The following is a 21,911-nucleotide window of genomic DNA, read 5'->3' as shown; positions in this document are numbered from 1 at the left end:
TACGCTTTACGCTTTACTCTTTACTCAGTACTGTTTTAGGATCAAGAATTTTTTGCGAAAAGCATGGGAAATAAATATTTGACACCGTTTCGGGTTATCCTGATTTTCACGGCTTTGTCGCTGGTGGGTTTGGCCTTGGTGCCGAAGCTGTCGCTGAGCGTCAAGTCGCGGGCGCCGGGCCGAAATTTTTGGGTGAGTTACAGTTGGTGGGGTTCCTCGCCCCGGATTTTGGAGCGGGAAGTTACCAGCAAAGTGGAGGCCGCCTTGTCCGGAATCCGGGGCATCGCCAAGGTGTCGTCCAAATCGGGGACAGGTTATGGCAGTGTGAATTTCAGTTTGATAAAACAAGCAGACCCGGAGGCCGTACGTTTTGAGGCGAATACTTTGTTGCGAAACCTTCGGGATGAGTTGCCCGAAGGGGTTCGTCTGGGGACGGTAAGCCGCAGTGGCGGAAACGTGGAGGACGGCAAGCGCATCCTGACTTATACGCTGAACGGTTCGGCCCCGCCGGTGATAATCCGGAACTTCGCCGATGAGAAATGGGCTAAACCTCTCCGTTTGATCAAAGGCGTAAAGGATGTCCACGTAAGCGGAGCGGAGCCTTACATCTGGCGCTTGACATTTGACGCCGAGCGCTTGGCCAATCACGGCCTGAGCCATGCCGATATCAGTAGCGCTATCCGGGAATATTTGCGGGAGCAAGAGTTGGGCAACGTGATAGTGGAAGGAATGGACGGCGAAAAAAGCTTGCGTTTCGTGCGCCTCCGCGCCGATGTTCCCGATATCGGCAACTTTGATATTCCTATAAAAAAAGTGGGAGACCGTGTGGTGCGCCTTTCCGAATTGGTGCATAAGGTCCGGGAACCGAAAATACCCCGGGGTTATTTCCGGATTAATGGTTTGAACGCCATCAATGTGACCGTCACGGCGGAACCGGACGAGAATACACTGGAAGTGGGCAAGCGTGTCAAGGCCAAAGTTGAGGAACTTTTGGCTACGCTTCCGGCCGGTTACGGCGCCCGGATGGCCAGTGACGACACTATTCACCTGTCTAAGGAATTAGACAAGATTCTTTTCCGGACGGGACTTTCCTTGCTGATTTTGCTGGTATTCGTCTGGATTACGGCCCGTAGCCTGCGCTATTTGGGTGTGGTTGCCGTCGGACTGTTTACCGGTATAGCTTCGGCGTCGATTCTTTACCACACTTTCGATGTCGACCTGAACCTTTACGCTTTGGCCGGCCTGACGATTTCCCTGGGTATTTTGATCGACAATACCCTGATTATGGGTGATCATTTCAAGCGTTATCGCAACCGTAAAGTGTTTCGTGCCTTGTTGGCGTCCACACTGACCACTTTGGGCGCATTGGCCCCGATTTTCCTTTTGCCCGATGCCCAAAGGGCCAAACTCGACGATTTTTCGCAAGTGCTGATCATCAACCTTTCCGTCTCGTTGGCCACGGCTTTTTGGCTGGTTCCTGCCTTGATGGAAAAAATGGGAATGATGAAAAGCGGAAAGCTGAAGGCGAATATAAGCCGGCGCTGGAAGAACGGGCGGAGAATCGTGGCCAGTTTGCGGTTTTATGGCCGAAGTATGGTGTTTTTCCGCCGGTTCCGTTGGGCTTTTATTCTGTTGTTGGTGTGGGGTTTCGGTTTGCCGTTGCACCTTCTTCCCGAAAAAATGAAGGGAGAGGAGTGGTATAGCGAAGCTTATAATAAAGTGTTTGCCAGCGAACTGTATACGGGTACGCTCAAAAAGCCGATGGAAAAATGGCTGGGTGGTAGTTTCCGTCTGTTTTCTCAAGACGTTTTCGCTCATTCCAGTTTTCGGGAGCCGGGCCAGACGAAAGTTTATGCCCGTGCCCGGTTAAGTGTGGGCTCTACGCTGGAACAAGTGGATGAGCTGGTACGGGATATGGAAAACATGCTGGCGGGAATCGACGGAATCGAGCGTTTTGTGGCCAATGTAAATGCGAATAGTGCCAGAATAGAAGTCATCTTTCCTGCGGATGATGAAGGGGCCTTGCCTTTCGAGGTAAAATCGAGATTGGAAGAGACGGCTATGTATCAAGGCGGAGCAGATTGGCAAGTCTATGGAGTGGGAAAAGGGTTTAATAATGCGGTTAGTGAGGGAGCGGGCTATTCCATTGTCGAGTTGGAAGGTTATGATTACGCCATGCTGATGAATATCGCCAGACGTTGCAAAGCGAAGCTGGAAACGCATGGACGGATTAAAAAAGTGGATATCAACGGCTCTAGAAAGTGGGAAAAGCGAGCATCGCGAGATTACAGATTAGAAGTGGACCCTTACCGGATGGCAACTTTGGGCTTTGGTTTCAACGAGACTTTCAGCCGGTTGGAACGGCTCGCTCACGGCGACCAATCCGTAGCTTGGCTCATGCACGAAGGTGAGCGGGAAGAGGTATTTATCGCTTCGGAGCAGTCGGAAACTTTCGATGTCTGGGCTATGGAGCAATATCCGGTGCTGGGCGGACGGCGGATGATGAAACTCAAGGACGTGGCCACAAAAGATATTCGCAAGGCCGAAGAGGAAATCAGAAGGGAGAATCAGCGCTATCAGCTGGTATTACAGTTTGATTTTAACGGTCCGCGCGCATTGGAAAAGCGGGTGATTGATCGGGAAGTGGAAGGTTTTAACGCCGAAATGCCGGTAGGTTTCAAAGCCAAACGGACTACGTGGCGCTGGAGCCGTGCCGAGACGAAAAGTAAAGTCGGCCTCGTATTTTTGGTGATTCTGATTATTTACGGCGTGTGCGCCGCCTTATCCGAGTCATTGCTTCAGCCTTTGGTGGTGGTTATCACTATTCCGGTATCGTTTGTCGGGGTTTTCCTTACATTTTACCTTTTCGATTTCGGCTTTGACCAAGGCGGTTACGCCTCCTTTCTGTTGCTGAGCGGTCTGTCGGTCAACGGCGCGTTGTATTTGATCAATGACTATAACGCTTATCGTCAAAGCCGGCCTGGGCTTACGCCTTTGGCTTGCTACATCAAAGCTTTTCGTGCCAAAATGACGCCTGTGTTGCTGACTATTCTTTCCACTGCCTTGGGTATGTTGCCGTTTATTTGGCAAGGCGACAAGGAAGTTTTCTGGTTCGCTTTGGCTGTGGGCACTATCGGCGGTTTGCTGTTTAGTCTTGTGGCGTTAGTGATTTTTGTGCCGATGCTGTTACGTTGGAAATCCGTAAAACCAAAGCCTCAGCTTGTCGCTTAGCAGTTGTTTATAATTGAATTTTAAAAAGAATACCGATTTCGAAAACCTAATACTCAAACATATGCTTCAAAGATTTTTTCTATCAATAGCGCTGGTTTTTTCCGCTTCGCAAATGTTTGCCCAAGCCGGTGACAGCTTGCATTTGGGCTTGACAGATGCGGTAAGGCGGGCAAAGGCGAATTCCATTGACGCGCTTTACGCACGTACTTCGCGTGATATAAGTTTGCAGTCTTGGAGGTTATACAAAGCGACTCTGCGCCCGGATGTGTTGGTTAGTGGCCAATTGCCGGGAATCAATCGTCGTTATGAGGGCGTAAGGCAACCTGACGGATCGGTGGTATATCAGGAGGTGTTTCAAGGCCGTTCCGAACTGGACTTCTCGTTGCGCCAAGTGATTCCGTTTACAGGCGGTAATGTTTCACTGTATTCGTCACTTGACCGGTTTGATAATTTTGACAGCGAAAACCGTGGGTCTAGCTATAGTGGCTCGCCTGTGGGTATTCGTTTGGATCAGCCTTTATTCGCATACAATGATTTTCGATGGAAGAAACAAATCGAACCGTTGAATTATAAAGCCTCTGAGCGTAAGTATGTGGAAAGCATGGAGAAAATAGGAGTGCAAGCGGCTACGGCGTTTTTCGATCTGTATTCCAAACAACGTGAAGTGCAACGGGTCAAGGAAAATATTCAGCGGGCAAATATCAAGTTGTCGATCGCTAAAAAAAGATTTTCTATCGGTACAATTACCGAAAATGATTTATTGCAACTGGAATTGTCTACACTGAAATCACAGGAGGAATTGGCGCAAGCGGAGCTGGATTATGCGCAAGCCAGTCGGGTTTTACGGCGTCTATTGGACCTGGATCCAATGTTGCCGATAAAATTGGACCTACCGGCCGAGATTCCCGGATTTGTCCCCGAACCCAATTTTGCGGCTGAAATCGCATTGAAAAACCGACCGGATATGGTAGAGGCGGAACGCGATTTACTGCAGGCAAAAGCGGGGGCTGATCGTGCGAGGAAAGAAGGCTTTTCGGCTAATCTGAACGCTTCGGCAGGTTGGGATACACGTACCGAAAAACTTGACGGCTATTATAAAGATATGATCGAACGGCAGACGGTATCAGTTCGATTAAGTGTTCCGATTGTGGATTGGGGAAAAAACAAGGCGAGAAAAGCACAGGCGGAGTCCCGTTTGCGTTTAGCTGAGATTTCCAGCCTTAGGGCGGAAGAGAACGTTAGCCAAGAAGCGTCGGTGAAGGCTTCGAGGTTAGTGATGGCCCGCAGGAAAATCGGGATCAACGAACGTTCGATGGCGATTGCTAAAAAACGTTACGAAATCGCTTCGAAGCGGTATGATAACGGAGATTTGTCGGTGTTGGAATTGATTACGGCTTTGCGGGAAATGGATGAGGCTGATCGGGGATATGTAAAGGCTCTGCAAAGCTTTTGGAACGAATACTACGGGCTTCGGGCAATGACGCTTTATGATTTTGAAACGGGACAGTCACTGTTGCCGGAAGAATAAAAGAGAAATTGGGTTAGGTGATAATGAAAAATCCCCGGGGCTTAATTGCTCTGGGGATTTTTATGTTTTATTTGACTCTTTCTTTCAGTCTGGAAAGCGCTAAGTTGTGCGCTTTTTCATAGTGATGCACAAGGTTTTTCCAGTCGAAGAACGTAGATGCGCTTTCCGTTTTGTTCCTCATATCAATTCTTTCCCTACGGTCTAATTGGGTGAATTTGTAGAGTTTGCGGGCCAGTTGGTCGGCGGAGGCTTGGAAGTCGGCGTCCTTGCGGTTATTCACCACCAATCCTTTATTTTCCGGCTCATTCATATTGTCGATCACGTACTCGCCAAATCCGGACAGATCGCTGGTTACAGCCGGAATACCGCAAGCCATACATTCCAGTGGCGTGTAGCCCCAAGGTTCGTAATAGCTAGGGAAAACGCCCAAATGGCAACCGCGGACAAACTGCATATAATCGATGCCGAACAGCGGGTTGGTGGAGTTGATGAAATCCGGGTGGTACACCACTTTTACTCGGTCTTCGGGTTTGTTGATCAGGTTCGAAGTACGCAGGGTGTTAAGGATTTCGTCGTTGGCGTCGTCTTCCAAGTTGTGCGTGACGATAGGCGGGAAGCGGTCGTTTTTCCAAGACTGCAATGTTCGGCGGAAACGGAGCTTCCAGTATTCGTCCACAAACTCGTTGAGGTTGGGCAGTTCGTAATCCGTTCCCGAAGCTGCGGCGTAGAACATCCTTTCGCCTACCTGTTTCAGAATGCCTTTGGTTGTTTGCCTCAATTCTTCCATCATCGCCCGTGACTGAAGTACGTCCGGGTTGATGGAATTGAAAGGCTGACGGGTAACGAAAAACATCACGACAGTCATGTCGGAGTCTTCGCGCTGAAGCATGTAGTTCAGCTTGGCCAAGGCCTCAAGCGTTACGTCAAAGCCTTTGTTTTTGAATTCGTAACGGCCGGAGGTGAAGAAATAAAGCGTTTTGTCGAGGTTGAACGTATAGTTTTGGAAAAAGTGCGCCATCACGAACTGATGGATTCTTTCCTTGTATTCGATATGCAGATTCTGAAACTCGTGGAAGGCCGTGAACCGCTCGATATTGATTCCGTTCGGCACCACTTCTTCCGGTTGGCGTCCCAAAAGGCTAACACACTCCTGCGCCGTAATCTCGCTTACTGTGGTAAGTACATCGGCGGCGTTGGCCGCGAACCGCTCGATTTTTACTTGTGATTCGATATTGAAATTCAGCGCCTCTTTGTGCCAATCGTAAAACGGAAGGTGATCGTAGAAATCAGGGTCGTTCATGGCCAAATAACGGCCCAGCAAAGTGGCGTGCGTAGTGAAGATCGTTGATACCGGAATGTTGTCGCGTCGCAGGTTGAGGATCGGGGTGGCGGCCATCCACTCGTGAAAATGCCCCAGCACGTGCTTGTTCGTGACTGTCGGGCGGGCGAGTTCCCTGAAGAAAAGCTCCGTGACGTAGCCGAAAGCCAAAGTTTTGTTCAGCAAACCGTCATCGCTTGGCGTGGCGATATCGTGATTCTCCCAGAGATGATACTTGTAGTCCCCAAGACGGTCATACACGCCGTCGATATTGATCAAAACCGTTCGGGGCCGTCCCGATACCAGCCACTCTCCGTAATGGGCCTCGAATCCTTTTTCCCTAAGGTTCAGGGTGGCTTTGGCGAAGGGATCCGAGGGGTCGAGCGGTAACGGATCGAAAGCTGCGCTGGCCTGGCTTTCGATATACGGGCCTACGAGACAATAGTGGTCGCCCCATTTGCGTACCATTGTTGGCGCCTTGGAACGCAGTACGGTGTAGATGCCTCCTACTTGGTTGCATACTTCCCAGGCCACTTCGCAGAGGAGGGTTTTGGAGATGTTGGACTTGGAAATCCTACGTGTGCTCGATCTGCGAGATTTTTCGGACTTGGTTCTCATATGGAGAAAAAATTTTCGGGATACAGTTCGGGTGGCCGTTCATGACCGTGGCAGCGGGCGCTTGGACGGTTCTGCGAGCCAACCGGAAGGAGCGCCTCCGGCTACCCAAATTTATAAAGAGATTTTTACACGCGAAACCGAAAGGCTGAGTATGTGGAAATTTCGGTGAATTTTCCTTTGGGCTTCGGCGCCGAATGTGGCGCTTGGGCTTGGTTTTCGGCTATCTGCTTCACGGTGTGCGGAAATGTTTTTTACCGTTGACTAAAGTAAAGGTTTTCATTTACAGTTGATTGTGTCTAAGAGCGTGCCTTTTTTTCATTTGCATCCCCTTTTTCGTATATTTCGATAATACTTTGGCTTCTTCGGGCCTGCAGGGCACCTTTTCCGCCGACGTTTTTCTTTTGGCCCGGTGTTGCGAATAGAATGTTGTACCCAACTCGTCATTCCTGGGCGAGCTCAAATATATAACCCATGTCTGCATGTAATTCTTGCGCCACAGGCGATGCCAAGTCCGATGGGCTTCCCAACGGATGCCGGAGCAATGGCGCTTGCGCTACCGGAAGTTGCAATATGATGGAGGTGCATGACTGGCTCTCCAATATGGATTTGCCGGCCGACGACTTCTTCGATATTTACGAAGTCAGGTTTAAAGGTGGCAAGAAGGATTTTTTTAGAAACAAGAACAACCTCTTATTGCATACGGGCGATCCCGTGGTGGTGGACGTACCTAACGGGCACCATGTAGGCTACGTTTCCTTGAGCGGAGAGCTTGTCCGCCTTCAGATGAAGAAAAAAGGAATTGAGGACGAGGAATCCGTAAGGAGTATTTATCGGGTAGCCACGGAGCGTGATCTCAAGAAGTTTGAGGACGTGAAGAAGCGCGAAATGCCGACGCTTTACCGCACGCGCGAAATTATCGACGACTTGAAGCTGGAAATGAAGCTTTCCGACGTGGAATTTCAGGCTGATAACACCAAAGCCACGTTCTATTACTCTGCCGATGACCGTGTGGATTTCCGTGAGCTGATCAAGGTTTTGGCTTCGGAATTCCGGATTCGCGTGGAGATGAGGCAAATTAGCCTTAGGCAAGAAGCCAGCCGTTTGGGGGGCGTGGGGTCCTGTGGTCGCGAACTTTGCTGTTCCACTTGGCTGTCAAGTTTTAAGAGTGTTTCGACTTCCGCGGCCCGTTATCAGAACCTTTCTTTGAATCCCGGAAAGCTCTCTGGGCAATGCGGACGCTTAAAATGTTGCTTGAACTACGAGCTGGAAACCTATATCGAAGCCCTGCAGGATATTCCGAAATTGGATATGCCACTGAAGACCCAAAAGGGTTCGGCGCGTTTGCAGAAGACTGACATTTTCCGCAAGGTGATGTGGTTTGGCTACGAAAAAGAGAATACCTGGCACCCCGTTCCAGTAGAGCGAGTGGTGGAAATCATGAAGCAAAACGCTGCGGGACAATTGCCGGAAACGTTGCTTGAAGACGTCGATACAGTGAAGGAAGCGATGGCTCAGGCGATCACCGACCAGCTGGAAAAGATGGACAAAAAATACAGCGACGAGAGCAAAGGCAATAGCCGTCGTCGTCGTTCGTCCAGAAGGCGTTCTAGCAGACCCGGGCGTGGCGGACAAGAGGCTACGGCCAAAGGGGGCAACCAAGGGAATCGGGAAAGAAGCGCTTCTGGCGAAGGCGCGTCACAAGGGCGCCGTAAGTCTGGAGGGCCTAAACAACAAGGTGGCGGTGAGCGACCGAAAAGCGATGCGAAACAGACCAAGCGACCTGTAACGGCCAAAGGGCAACAGCCTGCTGGTGATCGTTCGGCGAAAGGCGGGGCTAAAAACGCTTCTGGCAACGCGAGAAACCAGCGCGGTGGCCGTCCGTCAGGCGGTAGGGCTGGCGCTAACCGCAGAAACGGCAACGGTGGCGGACAAGGCCCAAAAGGACAAAAGCCCGAATCCGGAAACAAGAACGGAAACGGAAGGCCAAAGCAAAACGGCGGAAACCGCAATGGAGGCAAGCCGAACGGTAATGGCAGAAGAAGAGATAACTCTAACAATAAGGATAAGGAATAATGCGTAAGCGGATATTCGGCTTGTTTTTGATGATAGGCTGGGCGTTTTCAGGTTGCGCTACGGAGCCTGGAACCGTCTATGACAGCTATAAGGAGTTGAAAGATATGCGCTGGGTGGCAAATGATTCGCCCAAGTTCGATTTTGATATCGAGGACGTAAACCGTCCGTATGATATTTTTTTGAATGTGAGAAACGATATGGATTATCCGTTTCGGAATCTTTACGTATCGTATGCGCTAACTGACGCCAAAGGTGATACATTGTCATCGGAACTGAAAAATATTATGCTGTTTGAGCCGAAGACAGGCTACCCTTACGGAACCGGAATGGGATCGGTGAAGGATCTTAGGGAGGCTTTGGTTAAAAGCGTGAAGTTCTCGGCGCCGGGGCCGTATAGTATTAGCCTAAGGCAAATGATGAGAAAAGATACTCTGGACGGTATTTCCGCCGTGGGTATTAGGGTTTCGGTTGTCAAACCGCAAGCAGAAAAGTAAACGATTTCATTTAGAAGCGAACGTATAAGCAAAAAACGCCTTTCCGGCATTGGAAAGGCGTTTTTTCGTATAATCGGAAAGACTGGACATCAAGGAGCCGAACATTCGCCCGAATCCGTTGAGTTCGATTGTTCCGATTCCGTAGACTTGTTTTGCCCGTTGTCTGTCGGTTTTTTCGGTGGAAAGTGGCGGTCGGCTATTTTTCCAAACGCCTCTTTCAGGTCGTTTAGCGATGCTCCCACTTTCGTTTCGAATTCCTGATCCGAAGAGCTCTCCTTTTTTATTCTTTCGATGTCCCTTTCGAAAGTTTCACGGCTTTTCTTAAGGTCACGAATTGTACTGTCCACCCTTTCGCGGGCGCCGTTTTCCTGTTCTTTGGCTTTGTCCAGAAGCTCGTCCATTTTACGTCCGAGCTGGCCAAGGAATTTTTCGGCTTCGCCGGTTGTTCTACCCTCCATATTGCTCTGTTCTGTATATTTTGATAAGGCCGAAAAGAGCCTCACTTAGTTAGAACCCGATATAGGGCGGGTGGTTTTCCGGAAAATGGATTAGCCCTCCAAAACCGTCTGGCCGACGAGTTGGTCCAATGAGGTTTTCAGATCATTCCAGATATCATCAACGTGTTCCAAACCGGCGGAAATCCGCACAAGGTTCTGGCTGATGCCAACACTAAGGCGTTCCTCTTCGCTAAGTTTTGAATGGGTGGTGGAGGCTGGGTGAGTGACTATGCTTCGCGAATCGCCGAGGTTGGCTGAGAGCGAGCACATGTTCAGGCCGTCGAGGAACTGTTTGCCTTCGGTTAATCCGCCTTTTACGAATATTGAAACGATTCCTCCGCCGGCTCTCATTTGTTTGCGGGCGAGTTCGTATTGCGGATGCGATTTCAGAAACGGGTATTTTACCCTTTCCACCGCCGGGTGTGCTTCCAGTCTTTTGGCCAATTCCAAGGCGTTGGCGCAGTGGCGATCCAGGCGTATGGCCAAAGTCTCAAGACTTTTGGAGATTACCCAAGCGTTGAAAGGGGAAAGACACGGACCGGTTTGGCGTACGAACGGACGGATTTTGTCAATCAAGTCCTGGCGTCCGCCTATTACGCCACCGAGTGTACGGCCTTGTCCGTCAAGATATTTTGTGGTGGAATGCAACACGATATCGGCACCGAAATCCGCAGGGCGTTGCAGGTAAGGTGTTGAAAAAGTATTGTCGACAAGAAGTATAAGGTTGTGGCGTTTTGCTAGATCCGCGGCCCATTTCAAGTCGATAAGGTCGAGAGCCGGATTCGTAGGCGTTTCCACGAAAAGAATTTTCGTTTGGGGTGTTATGGCATCTTCCCAACAGGAACAGTCGTCGGCCGGAACGTAGGTGTGGCCGATGTTCCATCTTCCGAATATATTTGAGAAAAGTTGGTATGTAGAGCCGAAAACCGAACGGCAAACTACGGCGTGGTCGCCGGCATTGAGCAGTGGAGCCAGAGCGCCGAAAATGGCGGACATGCCCGATGAGGTTGTCAGAGCGTCGTCTACGTTTTCGAGCCTTTTGATTTTGTCCACCAGTTCGTCGGTGTTGGGGTTGTTGTAGCGAGAATAAGAAAAGGCCTGCTCTTCCTCGGCGAATACAGCGCGGGCGTGCTCGGCGTCGTCAAAGGTGAATCCTGAAGTCAAGTATACCGGGACAGAGTGCTCCGAGTTGGCGCTTCTTTCGCTTTGTTCCCTGATGGCGATGGTTTCGAAGTTCATGGTTTTCGGTTTTAAGGGTTATCGTCTCTTGGCGTTTGGTGCCAGCCTTTAAACCGAGATAGGTGAGGAGGGGGAAGTCCTAGTCTTCTTGTATAGTTCCGCAAAATGCGGCGGGAATTGGCACCTTACCGTGTGGGCAGGTTGCCGGAGGGTCTTCGAGCCCGTTCTCTCACCTTCTCGATATAACTGAGTCTGGAATGCTGGTTCGTTCCCCTTTCGGGAATAAACAGAATCCAAAATTAATACTTTGATGTTGTATTGCAAAAACAATCTTTTTTAAAAGATGAAATTCGCTTCTATGTGAATTCGCAGTCGATTATTTTGTTAGAATGAGTGGTGTTTGTCGGGGGAGGGGTTGTGTTTTTAACTGGAAAATGAAAAATGGAAAGAGACCAGACGTTATCGTGGGCGGATTTTGAAAAAGTGGATATCCGTGTAGGAACAGTTTTGGAAGCCGAGGAATTTAAAGAGGCCCGTCGGTCCGCCTATAAAATGAAAGTGGATTTCGGAGAGCTCGGCATTCTCAAGACCTCCGCGCAGATCACCGATATCTACAAGCCCGAGGATTTGCCGGGAACCCAAGTGGTGGCCGTAGTCAATTTTCCGCCGAAGCAGATCGCAAACATAATGAGCGAGTGTTTGGTGCTGGGAGCTGTGGATGCCGGAGGAAAAGTAGTTTTGCTTCGGCCCGATAAGGAAGTGGAAAATGGCTTGAGAGTGAGCTGAATTTCAGACAAAGAAAAAGCCCAACGTCAGATGCGTTGGGCTTATTTTATGTTTTAAGCAAATAAGTGTAGGCGCAGACTCTTTGCGCTTTACTTTTTACTCTGGATCAGCTTAGCGTCGTCCGCCAAAAGCGGCCAAGTGCTTGTTCAATATTCCTCTTACCTCTTTTTCAAGATCGGCTTGGCCGGCGCGTTTCAGGTCGTCAGCCATATTGTTGAGCAAGTACAAGTTTACTTGGATATCGCGGTTGATTGCTGTTCCCTGCTTGGCGTAGTATGTCAACATCTGGTCCGAGTTTTTGGTCACCTGATGAATAAGCGGGAGAGCTTTGTCAGCTTCGTTAAGCAAAAGAAGCATAGCGATTGTCTGCGAAGCCGTGTAATCCGCCGGGATTACGTTGGTAGGCATCCATTCCAAGCTTCTGTTTAGAACCTCTTTGGCTTTCTCCTCTTGGTTTTCGTAGATAAGAGCTTCGGCCAAAGTGTTGAAGTTGGCGCGCGAGTTAGTTACGAAGTCGCGGTAGTCTTTGTTGTAGTAAACCGTCGAGTCCTGAAGACCGGTGTGGTGGAATTTGCCACCCATAAAGTTCTTGTACATCACCTCAGTGCTTACGAAGTCGGCTCTCGGGTTCGGGTTTTTAACCGGAAGCAGGCGGAACGCATTGCCTTCCTGTACAAGGTACGGGTTCAAGTCGATACCGATTCCTGACTTAGACGTGTGGTTGAAGTAAATCGGACGCTCCCAGTTATTGTTCGTAATCAGGTCGATTACCATCAGGGCGTTTTTCTCCAATACATTGGTTTTCATCGTCCACACCATCTTGTCTACCATCAGGTGCTTGAGGTTTTCGGGAACAATTCCTAATGCGTCCACTTTCGCCGAATCGATATCGTAATACATCGACTTGGAAGGAACGGTGGCCAATTGCCCGTCTTGGGTTTGCGCAATAAGCGCCGGGCTTTTCTTCTTAAGCAATTGCAAGTAGCGCTTGGCGTCGATAGCTCCGTTGATACGGTCGTTTTTCTGGTAGTAAGCGTAGTCCAGAACACCGCCTTGGCGTACGTCGTCGGCCGTGAACGAGAACGGCAGGGCCTCGGAATCGTACTGCGAGCGCATCATTTGGTGTACGTACCAGTCGGTGTTGAAGTAGCTGAGTACGATTACGCGGACGTCGGTGCGGTAACCTTCGACTTCCTGCACATACCAGAGCGGGAAAGTATCGTTATCGCCGCCGGTAAAGATAATGGCGTTTGGCGCGCAAGAATCGAGGAAGTTTTTGGCTGTGTCTACAGAGAAATACCTGTCCGAGCGGTCATGGTCGTTCCAGTTTTCGGCCAAAAGCATAGTCGGGGCGGAAAGGCCGATTACCGTAGCCATCACCGCGGCCGTGGCGCCTTTTGGTCCCACTTGGCTGAGCCACCTTGAGATGCTGAGCACACCGAAACCTATCCAGATACAGAATGCGTAGAAGGAACCTACGAAGATATAATCACGCTCGCGAGGCTCTACGGGTGGCATGTTCAGATAAACAACCAACGCGACGCCCAGCATAACGAACAGAAGTCCGACTGCGCCGAACACTTTCGGGTTTTTATTTAAATTAAAGAAGAAACCGATCAGGCCGATGATCAGCGGAATCATCAAGTAATTATTGTGTCCCGCATTGTTCTTGATCGAGTCGGGCAATTCCTTAAAAGCATCTACGGGAGAAGTCCAGCCAGCGCCTTTTTCGTCGCTTTCCCTGCCGGAGAAGTTCCAGAGGAAATAGCGCATATACATCCTTCCGATTTGATCGGAGAAGAAGAACGACAAGTTATCTGCGAAGTTAGGCTGTTCGCCCGGAGCTAAGCCGAGAGCGTTTTGGTACGCTTCGATATGTGACGGTGGGTTGCTTGAGTAAATCCGTGGGAAGATCGTTTGGCGAGACTCGTCGTATTTGTAAGTCAGCTTGCGGTCCACCACTTCGTAGCGGTCGCCACGGCGCTCGTATACTTTCGCTCCTTTTTCCGTGCCCGTGAGTTTGGCGTCGTAATAAGGTCCGAAGAGAAGCGGACGCGATCCGTATTGCTCACGCTTAAGGTAAGAAACGAACGAGATGATGTTTTCCGGGTTGTTCTCGTCAATCGGCGGGTTGTATGCCGAGCGGATAGGAATGATCGTGTATGAAGAATATCCGATCAGGATAAAAGCGAAGCCGAGCAAGAACATGTTCAGCGTGGCCATGGCTTTCTTCTGGCTGAAGTAAATCGAGAAGATAAGGCCTCCCAAAAATATCAGGACGAAGAAAATAATACCCGAGCCGAAAGGCATGCCGAGCGAGTTCACGAAGAAAATTTCGATACTTCCGGCCAATGAAGGTAAGCCAGGGATAATCAGGTCGTTGATAAACAAAACGATCACGACACTGATCAATAGCGTGACGATAATGCCTTGTAAAGTGGTTTCCTTATATTTTTTGAAATAATAAATAAGGCCCAAAGCCGGGAAGGTCACGAGGTTGAGCAAGTGAACGCCGATAGAGAGCCCGATCATGTATGCGATGAAAATCAGCCAGCGGTTGCCGGTGCTTTCGTCGTCGATCAAATCCCATTTGAGCATCGCCCAAACCACCAAAGCGGTAAAGAACGAGGACATCGAGTACACTTCGGCTTCAACGGCCGAGAACCAAGCCGTGTCGGTAAACGAATAAGCCAATGAGCCGACTATGCCCGCTCCGAGTAATTTCAGGCCCGTAGCCTGGTCTATTTTTTCGGTGTCGGTGGCGCTGAGCAGTTTTCTGCCCAGCATAGTGATGGTCCAGAACAGGAACAGCACGGTGAAGCCTCCGGCCAATACGCTCAGGATGTTGATCCAATAAGCTACCATAGAGGTGTCGCCACCGGCGAGGAGCGAGAACATACGGCCAAGCAAGAGATAAAAAGGCGCTCCCGGCGGGTGCGGTACTTCCAGCTTGTACGAGCAGGCGATGAATTCGCCGCAATCCCAAAAACTTGCGGTAGGTTCTACCGTCAACCAATATACCAGCGTGGAAATCGCGAAGACTATCCAGCCCGTGATATTGTTGGCCTTCCTGTAATTAAACATTGTATAGTTATTATCCTTGCAAAAACTTTTTTCAAAAAAAGATACCGGTTTCGGTAAGTCGGGCTAAAATAAATATTTTTTCCGACTGCTCCGGTCACTCGGTCCGTATTCTTCGTGTATAGTGAATATACAATTTTGGGGCAAGGCTCTCCGGGCGGGAACGTTAAAAATTGTTAAGCCTGTCCGAACCGGATTTTCATTCCCGGAGAGTGTGCCCCCAAAGGTCGTTTGAACTTAGCCCATAGGTACGTACACCACCTTTTTGGTTTCGAAAAACTCTTCTTCGAAAAAGTCTTTCAATTCATAAAGCTCGTATTTCTTTTTCGCTTCTTTCAGCTCTTCGGCAAGGTCTCCGCCTTTCAGGTAAAGGATGCCGTTTTTGCGTTCATGCACCGATTCGGCTTTCACCTTGTTTTTTATCCATTGGTAAAACGGCTTAAGGCGAGTCACGGCCCGGCTTACGATAAAATCGAATTCGTGCCCGACCTGCTCGGCGCGGGTTTGTTCGGCGTAAACGTTGTCCAGTTCCAAAGCCTCGGCCACGCCTTTTACCACTTTTATCTTCTTGCCGATCGAATCGACCAAGTAAAAGCGGGATTCCGGAAACATAATGGCCAACGGAATTCCGGGAAAACCGCCACCGGTCCCCACGTCCAGGATTTCGGAGCCGGGTTTGAAAGTCTGTACCTTGGCTATGCCCAACGAGTGCAGGACATGGCGCTCGTACAGCGATTCTATATCTTTTCTTGAAACGACGTTAATCTTCTGGTTCCACTCGGCGTAAAGTTTGCCAAGGGCCTCAAATCGTTCCTTTTGTATGTCCGAAAGATCGGGGAAATATTTGTTGATGATCGTTGCTTCAGCCACGGTATCAAGGATTAAATGGATGCCGAATTCGTTAGGAAAAACAAAAGCCAAAGACCGACCATAGTCCGGACCTTGGCTTTTGGTCTGGCAAATTTACCTAAAATATGTCAGATATGCTGTTCTTTCCCTTTTACCAAGTCGTACATCAGTTCCCGGGCGCGGTGGAGTTGCGCCTTGATGGTGCCCAGCGGAGCGTCCAGCGTTTTGGAAATTTCGTCGTAAGAAAGCTCGTCGAAATAGCGCAAACGCACCAGGCGCTGGTATTTCGGTGGCAGTTGCGTTACGAACGTCCGCACCAAATCGATTTTCTGGCTCTTGATCGCTACCTCTTGCGGGTTCAGGTCCGAATCCCTCACGTCGATGCCCACTACCTCGCCGTTGTCGTCGGTGTAGGTGGAATCGATGCTCATGGTTTCCAGACGCTTTTTTCGGATAAAATCAATACAGTTGTTCGTGGCTATCCGGAAAAGCCAAGTCGAGAACGTATAATCCTTTTTGAATTTGTGCAAATTTTTGAAAGCCTTAGCAAAGGCTTCTATCGTAAGGTCCTCGGCGTCGTCGACGTTCCGGATCATTTTCAGGATCATGTGGTAGACGGGCTTGCGATAGCGCTTCATAAGTTCGGCGTACGCTTGCTGGTCACCTTGGACCGCCCTGTCGATATGTGCGAAATCCTCGAGGGCCTTGTTCGAAAACTCTTTTTTTAGCTCCATTGAACCTTTTTTGAAAAGAACGCCCGTAATCCGATAAGAATGTAATAAACCGGGAAAAGGAAATCCAGGACGGGTATTTTCCATACCCTGAAATCGTCAGGCATCCGTTTCGCGGCCATTCCCCATACGGCCGTTGTCACCAACATTACGACGGAATAACCGCCCGCAACCCAATATAGTTCGTGGGTTGCACTTAATAACGTAATAAATGACGACCAAAATATAATTATCGAAAGATAAAAGATTCCTAAGGCAATTCTGTCGGTGGTTTTGTAATATTTCCCGACAGACAAATGTCTGGTCTTTTGTCTTCCGAAGCCTCTCCATGTAGTTTTTGGCACGGACAACACGGCGACGTCTTTGCCCGTGGCCACTCTTGCGTTTTTCCTGTTGGCCAGCTTGTTTACCAGCAGGTCGTCGTCACCACCGGTAATGCCCTGCAGTTTTCCAAATCCGTTATTGGCCAGGAAAACGGACTTGCGGTAAGCCATATTTCGGCCTACGGCCATGTAAGGATTGCCCGCACGGGCAAAGCCCAAGTAAAGTAGTCCGCTCATCATCGTTTCAAAACGAATCAGTGCGTTCAACAGGCCCCGTCTACGTTGGTATTGGCAATAACCGATAACGAAATCCACGCCTTTGTCGAATTTTGAAGCCATGCCGGCTACCCAATTTTCGGAAGCTGGACGGCAGTCGGCGTCGGTGAAGAGCATGCGTTCGTGACGCGCGGCCTTCACGGCCATCGTCACGGCGAACTTCTTGTGGTCGATGTGGGAGGGTGTCTCATCCACCCTTACGCTACGCAGTCTTCCCCGGCTTTTCGGGATTTCTTGCCGTAGCCAATCGCCCGTGCCGTCGGTTGAGCGGTCATCGGCCACTATGATTTCGAAATCGTTGTGATTTTGTACGTAAAGCGCGGGAAGGAGTTCTTTCAGATTCTCCAATTCGTTGTGTGCGCATACGATAACGGAAACCGGAACGCTTTGCGCTTCCTTGGTCGCCGGCTGTTCCGGGACGGTGTTTCTTGTAAAGAAAAGTAGCGAATAAAACAGGCGAATGAAAGCCGAAGCCAAAAAAAATACAAATATGATATCAATCAACATGTTCTTTTTCGATGTTATCCTTTCGGGAACCAAAACCGGTGTCCCGCACACACTGAGCCGTCCGCTGTTTTCGCCTTTTGGGCGGAAAAGCGCAACGTAAGTTCATCAATTAAATTCAATTTTAAGAATAATTGGGCTATTTTTGTCCGTTCACTAGAGAGAGTAAGGATGAAATTCGAGTTGCAACACAAAGACCCGAAGAGTAAGGCGCGGGCAGGAGAAATCACGACCGACCACGGGACTATCCGCACGCCGATATTCATGCCTGTAGGTACTGCGGGGACCGTTAAGGCCGTGCATACACGGGAGTTGAAGGAAGATGTTAAAGCTCAGATTATTCTGGGTAACACATATCATTTGTATTTGCGTCCGGGGCTGGATATCCTTCAGCAGGCCGGCGGATTGCACAAGTTTAACGGCTGGGACCGCCCGATTTTGACCGATAGTGGCGGATATCAGGTGTTTTCGTTGGCCGGAACGCGGAAGATCACCGAAGAGGGCGTGATGTTTAAATCGCACATCGATGGATCCAGACATATGTTTACGCCAGAAGGCGTGATGGATATCGAACGCAAGATCGGCGCCGATATCATCATGGCTTTCGACGAATGTACGCCTTATCCGTGCGATTACGCTTACGCCAAAAACTCAATGGAGCGCACGCACCGTTGGTTGAAGCGTTGCGTAGACAGGGTAGACGAGACGGAAGGCCTTTACGGCTACAACCAGACACTTTTCCCTATCGTGCAGGGTAGCGTATACAAAGATCTGCGTGAGCGTTCGGCGGAAACTATCGCTTCGTACGGCCGTGACGGAAACGCCATTGGCGGATTGTCAGTGGGCGAGCCGGCGGAGATGATGTACGAAACCACCGACTTGGTAACGAACATTCTTCCGGAAGACAAGCCGAGATATTTGATGGGAGTGGGAACTCCTGCGAATATTTTGGAAAGTATCGCTTTGGGTGTGGATATGCTAGACTGCGTGATGCCTACCCGAAACGCCCGTAACGGAATGCTGTTTACGAGCGAGGGTATTATAAATATCCGTAACGAGAAGTGGAAGGACGATTTTTCTCCGATCGACGCCAATATCGGAGGTCATGTGTCGTTGTTCTATACGAAGGCTTATTTGAGGCATTTGGTTCATGCCAAGGAAATGTTGGGTGCCCAAATTGCCAGCATTCACAATTTGACCTTCTATCTTTGGTTGGTAAACGAAGCCAGAGAGAAAATTAAGACTGGCGAATTTGCCAGTTGGAAGAACATGATGGTGGAGAAAGTCAGCCGCAGGCTGTAAGTGACGATATATGGAGGGGAAACGGTGTGGCTGTTTCCCCTGTTCTTTGTCCGTCGGATTGTTTGTCAGTGTCCAAGAGAAAGAATTACGGACTTTTTACCAGTGAGATTGCGACCGAGCTATGTTTAAAATCCTTGACCGCTATATTATCAGGAAATTCCTGACGACTTTTTTCTTCGTGGTGTTGATTATCGTGTCAGTCGTCTGCGTAATCGACTTTGCGGAAAACAACCAAAAATATATTGAGAACGCCGCTCCGGGCGCTCAAGTGTTCCGGTATTATCTGGATTTCGGCATTTGGGTGGCGAATTTTATTACGCCTTTGACCATCTTTATAGCTACGGTGTACGTGACGGCAATGCTTACCGGGCGTTCCGAAATTGTGGCGATCCTGAGCGGTGGCGTAAGTTTCAACAGGCTACTTCAGCCTTATATTGTCGGGTCCGTGTTAGTGGGTGTTCTGAGTTTTGGCCTCAATGGTTGGGTGATTCCGAATACGAACAAAAACCGTTTGCTCTTCGAGCAGGAGTTTCGTCAGGGCGGTGATTATAGCTTTGACCAGAAAAACGTTCACGTGAAAGTGGCCGATAACCTTTATCTGTACCTTTATTCTTATAATGTAGGGTCGGATTCTGGGCGTACCGTAACACTGGAGGAAATGGACGGCGCCAAAGTGGTGTCGAAACTCACGGCCCGCCGGATGCAGTGGAGAGGCGATTCGATAGGTTGGAGGTTCAAAGACTGGGAACGCCGGGATATTGACGACAAAGGGCATGTCTCCGTCTCTTCAGGAAAACAGTTGGACACGTTACTTAATATTTCCCCAAAATATTTCGGCAACCAAAACCGGCTTTACGAAGCCTTGACAATGCCGGAGCTGGATGAGTATATCGCCGATTTGCGTACTCGTGGAGCCGATAACGTGTTGCCTTACGTTGTTGAAAAATATATCCGTTTCACATCCCCGTTCGCAGTAATTATCCTGACGCTGATCGGAGTTGTGGTATCCTCAAAAAAATCGCGTGGAGGCGCCGGGGCACAGATAGCCATCGGATTTACTTTGGCTTTTGTCTACATTATATTCTTTATGTTTAGCCGAACCATGGCCGAAGCAGGCTCCATGAACCCTATAGTAGCCGTATGGATACCGAATGTGGTCTTTGCGGCAATCGGGGCTTATTTATACAAGATAGCGCCTAAATAAGACGAAAACGATCCTGTAATGATAGGAAAGCCTTCTTTTGCGTATGCTGAGGGAGGCTTTTTTGTTTGCCATGACCTGGAAGGGTTGCTTGGGCTGGCATCAAAAGTACGCTTGCGCGATAATTTTATACCGGAAACGTTTAGTGGATATGAAACTCGTAATGAATGGGCTTATTTCTTATTCAGGATTAATGTGTTAAATTTGGCATCCAACTAAAGACTGTGACGCTTTGGAGTACCTGAAAAGGCAGGTGTCCGTTTGAATAAAACCGGAATAGTTGCCTGTCCAAAGAGTTTTATCTCACAAAAAAGATCGGGTATCAACACCCGCGAACCATGACTGCTGAAAACATTTACCCAATTTTCGACACCTTGCTTCAGACTGAGGACAAGGAAGAAAGACTTAAGCAAAGGGCTTATGTCATCTGGATGGTTGGGCTGTCCGGCTCGGGAAAAAGCACGTTGGCTAGAGCTTTGGAAAACACCCTGCACGAGCAGGGATTCCTGACCCAGTTGCTCGACGGCGATAATTTGCGCGTCGGCATCAACAACAACCTGGGTTTTTCCGAGGAGGACCGGAAGGAGAACATCCGTCGAGCTGCCGAAACGGCCAAACTATTCGCCAAATGTGGCGTAGTGACCATTTGTTCGATGATTAGCCCTACCGAAGAAATCCGATGTATGGCTCGGGAGATTGTCGGAGACCGGTATTTCGAGGTGTTTGTCAGCTGTTCGGTTGAGGAATGTGAGCGTCGCGACGTAAAGGGCCTTTATGCCAAGGCCCGCGCCGGAGAGATCAAGAATTTCACAGGCATAGATTCTCCTTTCGAGGAGCCGCAAACGGCCGATTTGGTTGTCTCTACGGACAAAGAACCGTTGGAGGAATCGCACCGCAAGTTGGTGGAGGCCGTTTTGGAGAAAATAAAATACGAGGTGGAATAAAAAAAGGAGTTCCATGAAATCATATAACTTAACACACCTTAAGGAGCTTGAGGCGGAAGCCATGTACGTGATCCGCGAGGTGGCCGCTCAATTCGAGAATCCTGCATTACTGTTTTCCGGAGGTAAAGACTCTATAGTAGTGGCCCACTTGGCCGTGAAAGCTTTTTATCCCGCCAAAATCCCGTTCCCGTTGGTACACGTGGACACTGGGCACAACTTCCCGGAGACGATCGAGTTCCGTGACAGATACGTCGAGAAAATCGGTGCCCGCCTTGTTGTCGGTTCCGTACAACAGTCTATCGACGAAGGCAAAGTGGTGGAGGAAAAGGGCTTCAACGCAAGCCGTAACGCTTTGCAAACCGTTACTTTGCTCGACACTATCGAGACAAACAAATTCGACGCCTGCATGGGTGGTGCCCGCCGCGACGAGGAAAAAGCTCGCGCCAAGGAACGCTTTTTCTCTCACCGTGACGACTTCGGTCAGTGGGATCCTAAAAACCAGCGCCCGGAACTCTGGAACATCTTTAACGGACGCCACCAAATGGGCGAGCATTTCCGTGTGTTCCCGATTTCGAACTGGACTGAAATGGATATCTGGCAGTACATTCTCCATGAGGGAATCGAATTGCCGTCGCTTTACTTTTCTCACAAGCGCGACATCTTCTTGCGCGACGGAGTGCCTTTGGCCGCTACGGACGTAATCCCGAGAAGGGAAACGGAAATTCCTGAAAACCGTGTGGTTCGTTTCCGTACCATCGGTGATATGACTTGTACCGGCGCCGTATTCTCGGACGCCTCTACGCTTGAGGACATCATCGAGGAAGTTGCCGCTTCAAGGCAAACCGAACGCGGAACCCGCGCCGATGACAAACGTTCGGAGGCCGCTATGGAAGACCGTAAGCGCCAAGGTTATTTCTAGTGTAAAGTAGTAAAGCGTACAACACGGACGCGACGGCCAGTCCGGCGTCCATTATCG

The 21,911-nt window shown here is 49.6% G+C and carries 16 protein-coding genes and 1 riboswitch; of the genes, 9 read left to right on the top strand and 7 right to left on the bottom strand.

What is annotated here, in order from left to right; translation table 11 throughout:
- The first annotated feature begins 63 nt into the window (after positions 1-63).
- Both AABK39_RS14445 and AABK39_RS14440 read left to right on the top strand, forming a co-directional pair.
- Complete coding sequence (locus AABK39_RS14445; RefSeq protein WP_338392049.1) at positions 64-3,231, top strand: efflux RND transporter permease subunit; 3,168 nt, start codon at positions 64-66, stop codon at positions 3,229-3,231.
- 61 nt (positions 3,232-3,292) lie between these two features.
- Positions 3,293-4,759 (top strand): TolC family protein, encoded by a 1,467-nt coding sequence (locus tag AABK39_RS14440; RefSeq protein WP_338392048.1) that lies wholly within the window; start codon positions 3,293-3,295, stop codon positions 4,757-4,759.
- 67 nt (positions 4,760-4,826) lie between these two features.
- On the opposite strand, the gene AABK39_RS14435 is transcribed toward AABK39_RS14440, so the two are convergent.
- Positions 4,827-6,695, bottom strand: coding sequence for a glycosyltransferase (locus AABK39_RS14435; RefSeq protein WP_338392047.1), 1,869 nt, complete (start codon positions 6,693-6,695; stop codon positions 4,827-4,829).
- Positions 6,696-7,166: 471 nt separating this feature from the next.
- Here AABK39_RS14435 and AABK39_RS14430 point away from each other — a divergent pair, with 471 nt between their 5' ends.
- Positions 7,167-8,768, top strand: a complete 1,602-nt coding sequence (locus AABK39_RS14430; protein WP_338392046.1) for a regulatory iron-sulfur-containing complex subunit RicT — start codon at positions 7,167-7,169, stop codon at positions 8,766-8,768.
- Complete coding sequence (locus AABK39_RS14425; protein WP_338392045.1) at positions 8,768-9,262, top strand: gliding motility lipoprotein GldH; 495 nt, start codon at positions 8,768-8,770, stop codon at positions 9,260-9,262. The genes AABK39_RS14430 and AABK39_RS14425 overlap by 1 nt, the downstream gene beginning before the upstream one ends.
- 89 nt (positions 9,263-9,351) lie before the next feature.
- Here the strand turns inward: AABK39_RS14425 and AABK39_RS14420 are convergent, their stop codons facing one another.
- Entirely contained in the window at positions 9,352-9,720 is a 369-nt protein-coding gene (locus AABK39_RS14420) for a hypothetical protein (RefSeq protein WP_338392044.1), read from the bottom strand.
- Between the two features lie 90 nt (positions 9,721-9,810).
- Positions 9,811-10,998, bottom strand: a complete 1,188-nt coding sequence (locus tag AABK39_RS14415; protein ID WP_338392043.1) for a trans-sulfuration enzyme family protein — start codon at positions 10,996-10,998, stop codon at positions 9,811-9,813.
- Between the two features lie 87 nt (positions 10,999-11,085).
- A riboswitch (SAM riboswitch) is annotated at positions 11,086-11,187 on the bottom strand.
- A gap of 192 nt (positions 11,188-11,379) precedes the next feature.
- Here AABK39_RS14415 and AABK39_RS14410 point away from each other — a divergent pair.
- The gene (locus AABK39_RS14410) at positions 11,380-11,724 is read left to right on the top strand and encodes a tRNA-binding protein (RefSeq protein ID WP_338392042.1); all 345 of its coding nucleotides are present in this window, start codon (positions 11,380-11,382) and stop codon (positions 11,722-11,724) included.
- 111 nt (positions 11,725-11,835) lie between these two features.
- On the opposite strand, the gene AABK39_RS14405 is transcribed toward AABK39_RS14410, so the two are convergent.
- The 4 genes from AABK39_RS14405 to AABK39_RS14390 form a co-directional block, all read right to left on the bottom strand.
- Positions 11,836-14,808, bottom strand: coding sequence for a DUF2723 domain-containing protein (locus AABK39_RS14405; protein WP_338392041.1), 2,973 nt, complete (start codon positions 14,806-14,808; stop codon positions 11,836-11,838).
- A 234-nt stretch (positions 14,809-15,042) separates the two neighbouring features.
- Complete coding sequence (rsmG, locus tag AABK39_RS14400) at positions 15,043-15,675, bottom strand: 16S rRNA (guanine(527)-N(7))-methyltransferase RsmG (RefSeq protein WP_338392040.1); 633 nt, start codon at positions 15,673-15,675, stop codon at positions 15,043-15,045.
- Positions 15,676-15,782: 107 nt separating this feature from the next.
- A complete protein-coding gene (locus AABK39_RS14395) occupies positions 15,783-16,388 on the bottom strand; it encodes an RNA polymerase sigma factor (RefSeq protein WP_338392039.1) in 606 nt (201 codons plus the stop codon).
- Positions 16,379-17,491 (bottom strand): glycosyltransferase, encoded by a 1,113-nt coding sequence (locus AABK39_RS14390; RefSeq protein ID WP_338392038.1) that lies wholly within the window; start codon positions 17,489-17,491, stop codon positions 16,379-16,381. Before AABK39_RS14390 ends, AABK39_RS14395 begins: the two co-directional genes overlap by 10 nt.
- Before the next feature lie 168 nt (positions 17,492-17,659).
- Here AABK39_RS14390 and tgt point away from each other — a divergent pair, with 168 nt between their 5' ends.
- The 4 genes from tgt (at position 17,660) to cysD (ending at position 21,854) form a co-directional block, all read left to right on the top strand.
- The gene (gene tgt / locus AABK39_RS14385; protein WP_338392037.1) at positions 17,660-18,790 is read left to right on the top strand and encodes a tRNA guanosine(34) transglycosylase Tgt; all 1,131 of its coding nucleotides are present in this window, start codon (positions 17,660-17,662) and stop codon (positions 18,788-18,790) included.
- Positions 18,791-18,911: 121 nt separating this feature from the next.
- Positions 18,912-19,994, top strand: a complete 1,083-nt coding sequence (locus AABK39_RS14380; protein WP_338392036.1) for an LptF/LptG family permease — start codon at positions 18,912-18,914, stop codon at positions 19,992-19,994.
- 335 nt (positions 19,995-20,329) lie between these two features.
- A complete protein-coding gene (cysC, locus tag AABK39_RS14375) occupies positions 20,330-20,935 on the top strand; it encodes an adenylyl-sulfate kinase (RefSeq protein ID WP_338392035.1) in 606 nt (201 codons plus the stop codon).
- 13 nt (positions 20,936-20,948) lie between these two features.
- A complete protein-coding gene (cysD, locus tag AABK39_RS14370) occupies positions 20,949-21,854 on the top strand; it encodes a sulfate adenylyltransferase subunit CysD (protein ID WP_338392034.1) in 906 nt (301 codons plus the stop codon).
- The last annotated feature ends 57 nt before the right edge of the window (positions 21,855-21,911 follow it).

This window comes from Fulvitalea axinellae (genome assembly GCF_036492835.1).
GTDB classification, from domain to species: Bacteria; Bacteroidota; Bacteroidia; order Cytophagales; family Cyclobacteriaceae; genus Fulvitalea; species Fulvitalea axinellae.
The sequence above is the reverse complement of the archived record's forward strand: the minus strand, read 5'-3'. Positions and strand labels throughout refer to the sequence as shown.

Bases quoted from the DNA above. Each gene is read 5' to 3' on its own strand.
- AABK39_RS14405 (WP_338392041.1), bottom strand. From the start codon at position 14,808: ATGTTTAATTACAGGAAGGCCAACAATATCACGGGCTGGATAGTCTTC.
- AABK39_RS14380 (WP_338392036.1), top strand. From the start codon at position 18,912: ATGTTTAAAATCCTTGACCGCTATATTATCAGGAAATTCCTGACGACT.
- AABK39_RS14425 (WP_338392045.1), top strand. From the start codon at position 8,768: ATGCGTAAGCGGATATTCGGCTTGTTTTTGATGATAGGCTGGGCGTTT.
- AABK39_RS14435 (WP_338392047.1), bottom strand. From the start codon at position 6,695: ATGAGAACCAAGTCCGAAAAATCTCGCAGATCGAGCACACGTAGGATT.
- cysC (WP_338392035.1), top strand. From the start codon at position 20,330: ATGACTGCTGAAAACATTTACCCAATTTTCGACACCTTGCTTCAGACT.
- AABK39_RS14410 (WP_338392042.1), top strand. From the start codon at position 11,380: ATGGAAAGAGACCAGACGTTATCGTGGGCGGATTTTGAAAAAGTGGAT.
- AABK39_RS14430 (WP_338392046.1), top strand. From the start codon at position 7,167: ATGTCTGCATGTAATTCTTGCGCCACAGGCGATGCCAAGTCCGATGGG.
- AABK39_RS14390 (WP_338392038.1), bottom strand. From the start codon at position 17,491: ATGTTGATTGATATCATATTTGTATTTTTTTTGGCTTCGGCTTTCATT.
- AABK39_RS14395 (WP_338392039.1), bottom strand. From the start codon at position 16,388: ATGGAGCTAAAAAAAGAGTTTTCGAACAAGGCCCTCGAGGATTTCGCA.
- AABK39_RS14440 (WP_338392048.1), top strand. From the start codon at position 3,293: ATGCTTCAAAGATTTTTTCTATCAATAGCGCTGGTTTTTTCCGCTTCG.
- tgt (WP_338392037.1), top strand. From the start codon at position 17,660: ATGAAATTCGAGTTGCAACACAAAGACCCGAAGAGTAAGGCGCGGGCA.
- AABK39_RS14445 (WP_338392049.1), top strand. From the start codon at position 64: ATGGGAAATAAATATTTGACACCGTTTCGGGTTATCCTGATTTTCACG.
- AABK39_RS14415 (WP_338392043.1), bottom strand. From the start codon at position 10,998: ATGAACTTCGAAACCATCGCCATCAGGGAACAAAGCGAAAGAAGCGCC.
- cysD (WP_338392034.1), top strand. From the start codon at position 20,949: ATGAAATCATATAACTTAACACACCTTAAGGAGCTTGAGGCGGAAGCC.
- AABK39_RS14420 (WP_338392044.1), bottom strand. From the start codon at position 9,720: ATGGAGGGTAGAACAACCGGCGAAGCCGAAAAATTCCTTGGCCAGCTC.